Origin of the sequence: Actinosynnema sp. NPDC023658, from assembly GCF_040639995.1 — a bacterium.
In the GTDB taxonomy this organism is placed as follows: Bacteria; Actinomycetota; Actinomycetes; order Mycobacteriales; family Pseudonocardiaceae; genus Actinosynnema.
Window position 1 is genome coordinate 1 of sequence record NZ_JBFAAX010000626.1, and the last position, 3,365, is coordinate 3,365.

Genomic DNA, 3,365 nt, shown 5'->3' on the forward strand with positions numbered 1-3,365 from the left:
ATCCCCAATCGACTACGAGAACAGCCTCACTTCGACACCGGCTACGCTGACCCACGCCGCATAACCCCGTGTCCAACATCCAGGGTGAAGTCCCGATCCCGCCGTCTTTGAGGATCTGCCAGACGGTGGAGGCAGCGACTGATGCCGAGTACGAGGAGTTCTCCGTGGATGCGGCGGTAGCCCCAAGTGGGGTTGTCCTGTGCCAGGGGTAGCACCAGGAGTTGGACTGAGCGAACGGTTCGTGGTCGGCCGGGCCGCTTGGGGCGGGACCTGGCGGCGTGGCGGCGGGCGAGGAGGTCCCGGTGCCACCGCAGCACCGTCTCCGGGCGTACCAGTAGGTGGAGCCGATGCAGCGTAGCGACCGGAAGCCGGTGCAGTAGTGCCGCGAGGAACATTCGATCGGCGGGGAGAACCGAGGGCGGGTTTTGCCCAATTGGCGTTCCAGGATGGTGATCTGGTGCCGTAGCGCCAGGATCTCCACGTCCTTGTCCCGGTCGCTCATGGGCAGCAGGCGCAGCAACGCGAACGCGTTGGTCACGCCGAGGTGGCCAGTCGGAGCAGCACGGCCGGTCATCACGCCATGCTGGTCGATACCGCAGCGCGGATGACAACCGTGCCGCGAGCGTTTCAAGGCATCGGGCTTCGTGCGTCTTCTGCCTGCATGGATGAGGTTCTCGGCAGGCACACCGTCGTCATCGCGACCCTGCGCAACACCGCGATCGGACGGTACCGCACCAACGGTGACGCCAATATCGCCCGCGCCCTCCGCCGATCACACGGCCTCATCACCTCCGAGACCAGCAGCTCCCCCCGCAACGCAATGACCCTGGGGCTGCCGTGTCCGTCGGCGTTAGATCCCGGAAATCGTTCTACCGCAGTCGTGCCAGGGTCGTCTCCGGCGTCCGCGCGACCTGCCCGAGCAGTGCGACGGCGGCGTCGATCAGCTCGGCCGCGGCCGGGAGTCCCCCTTGTGGGCCACCGAAGAACGTGCGCAGTCGGGTGCGGGCGGGGCTCAGTTGGAACCGGAGCGTTGTGCAGGTCAGGTCCCCGCTCGGGGTGAACGGCCCCAGTTCGGTGACGTGGTCGCTGCGCTCGGTCGAGTCCTCGGACGAGCCGACGCCGGGCAGCGCCTCGTCGACGAGGTCGACGTGCAGTTGCAGGTAGTCGACGCCGGGTGCCGACAGCGCCGCCCCGAAGCCGTCGATCCGTTCCGCGAGGTCGTCTTCCGCCAGGTAGGCGTTTCGCACCGCGGTGCTGCAAGCGTTCCGGACTCCGGCGACGTGCGCTTCGAACGTGGTCCCCGGGTCGACGCGGCACACGATGGGCCGCTCGCTCACCAAGTAGCTGATGACGCTCAGGTCGGTCGCGGCCCGGCGGGTGGACACCGGGGTCTGCACGGCGAAGGCGCGCTGACCGGTTCGCTGCCAGATCACCGCGGACACCAGTGCGGCCACGACGATGAACGGCGTGGACCGCGTCGTGGCGGCCAACTCGCGCACCGCCGCCGTGAGTTCGCCGCCCGGCAGCACCGAATCGCGTTGCGCGCGGATCCACGTCGCCCTCTCGCCCTCGTGCGGCAGCAGGCCGAGGACGGGTTCGACGCCGTCGAACGCCTGTTGCCACGCGGCGATCTCGCGGTTCCTGCGACGCTCGGCGACGGCGGCCCGGTCAGTGCAGAACGCCTCGAACGACACGGCCGGGGCTCCGGGGTCGTCGGTGAGGCCGAGCGCGCCGGACAGGCAGTCCTGCGCGAGGTCGACCGAGAACCCGTCCGCGGCGACGTGGTCCAGCGACACGAGCAGCGCCTGTTCGGCGGGTGAGCGGACCAGTTCGAAGTGCGCGCGCCGCGGTGTGGTCCGCGGGAAGAGTTCCGCGTTGTGCAACTGCCGGTACCGGAGGGACAGTCCCTCGTCGAGATCGTCGGTCTCGAACACTGCCACGTCGACCTCGGCGTTGCCCAGGCGCTGGGTGGCGGCGTCGACGAGGCCCGAGCGCAGCGCGCCGTGCCGGGTGGTCAGGGTGGTCGCCGCCGCGCGCACCACGTCGTCCGGGATGTCACTGGAAAGCGGGATGTGGAAACTGATGTTGTGTGCTACGCCAGGCCCGAGCAGTCGATCGTTGAACAGCAAGCTGCGCTGTTCGGGCGTGAGCGGAATCGTTGTCATGGCCACGTCTCCAGCAGTCACTCAAGATCTTATACCACATCGTGATCGGCCGGGGAACTCTCGGAAGCGATTAAAGTGATGATCAGCGATCGGTGATCGCCTAACATACCTTTGACCTGCGGAGACGGGGTTCCGAAGATCGCTCAACAATGCGCTCTTGACAGTCTGTCGAACCTGTGGTTACGGTTGGATTTCGCCGGTGATCGATCATAATCGACCCGGCAGACGTCCGGGGAGGGGGCGCTGTGGTTGACTGGGGAACTCATCCTGGCGATGTGTCCGGAATCTTCCGCAGAAAATTTTTGTACTATTCGCACTTGAGCCGTTTTTCGGGCTAGCCGCATGTCGCGGCGATTCGAAATGGCTGCGACCACATTGTCGGGAAGAATGGCGGATCTCGCGCGCCGTCGACCCGACGCGGTCGCGTACCGATTCCTCTCCGATGGCGAGACCGAGACCGCGGCGCTGACCTACGGCGCGTTGCATCGGCGGGCCACCGCGCTGGCCGCGGCCGTGCGCGACCACCACCCAGCCGGCACGCGGGTCGCGCTGGTGTTCACCCCGTCGTTGGAGTTCGTAGTCGCCTTCCTCGGCCTGCTGCGGGCCGGCGTCATCGCGGTTCCGCTGGCGCCACCGACGGCCGCCGGGGCGTCCGTGGCCGGCTTCCGGTCGATCATCGAGGACGCCGCGCCGTCCGTGGTGCTGACCAACGTCGATCCGTCGGTGGTGGCGGACTGGCTACCCGGTCCCCTCGACGTCCTTAACCTCGCCGACGTCGCACCGCGCGGGTTCGACCACCCCCACCCGGACCCGGCGGACATCGCGTTCCTGCAGTACACCTCGGGGTCGACCGGCTCCCCCAAAGGCGTGGTCGTCAGCCACGCCAACCTCATGGCGAACCAGCGGGAGCTCCAAGAGGTCTTCCAGCAGGGCGCGGACGCCGTCGTGGTGAGCTGGCTGCCCTTCTACCACGACATGGGCCTCATCGGCGCGGTGCTGCACCCGCTCCACCTCGGCGCGACCTGCGTGCTGATGCCGCCGGACGCGTTCATCCGCAAGCCCGTGCGCTGGCTCGACGCGATCAGCCTCTACCGGGGCACCATCAGCTCCGCGCCGAACTTCGCCTACGAGCTGTGCTGCCGTGCCGTCCCGGAGGACCGGATCGGAGCGCTCGACCTGCGCTCGTGGGAGGCCGCCTGC

At 68.0% G+C, this 3,365-nt stretch carries 2 protein-coding genes; one reads left to right on the forward strand and one right to left on the reverse strand.

Features of this window, described 5'->3' with window-relative positions; all coding sequences use genetic code 11:
* Window positions 1-869: 869 nt before the first annotated feature.
* Window positions 870-2,165: a condensation domain-containing protein gene (locus AB0G02_RS32325; RefSeq protein ID WP_360801740.1), complete on the reverse strand. Its 1,296-nt coding sequence runs from the start codon at window positions 2,163-2,165 to the stop codon at window positions 870-872.
* A gap of 387 nt (window positions 2,166-2,552) precedes the next feature.
* Between AB0G02_RS32325 and AB0G02_RS32330 the strand changes: the two genes are divergently transcribed.
* A partial coding sequence (locus AB0G02_RS32330; protein ID WP_360801743.1) for an AMP-binding protein occupies window positions 2,553-3,365 on the forward strand: 813 nt, incomplete at its 3' end.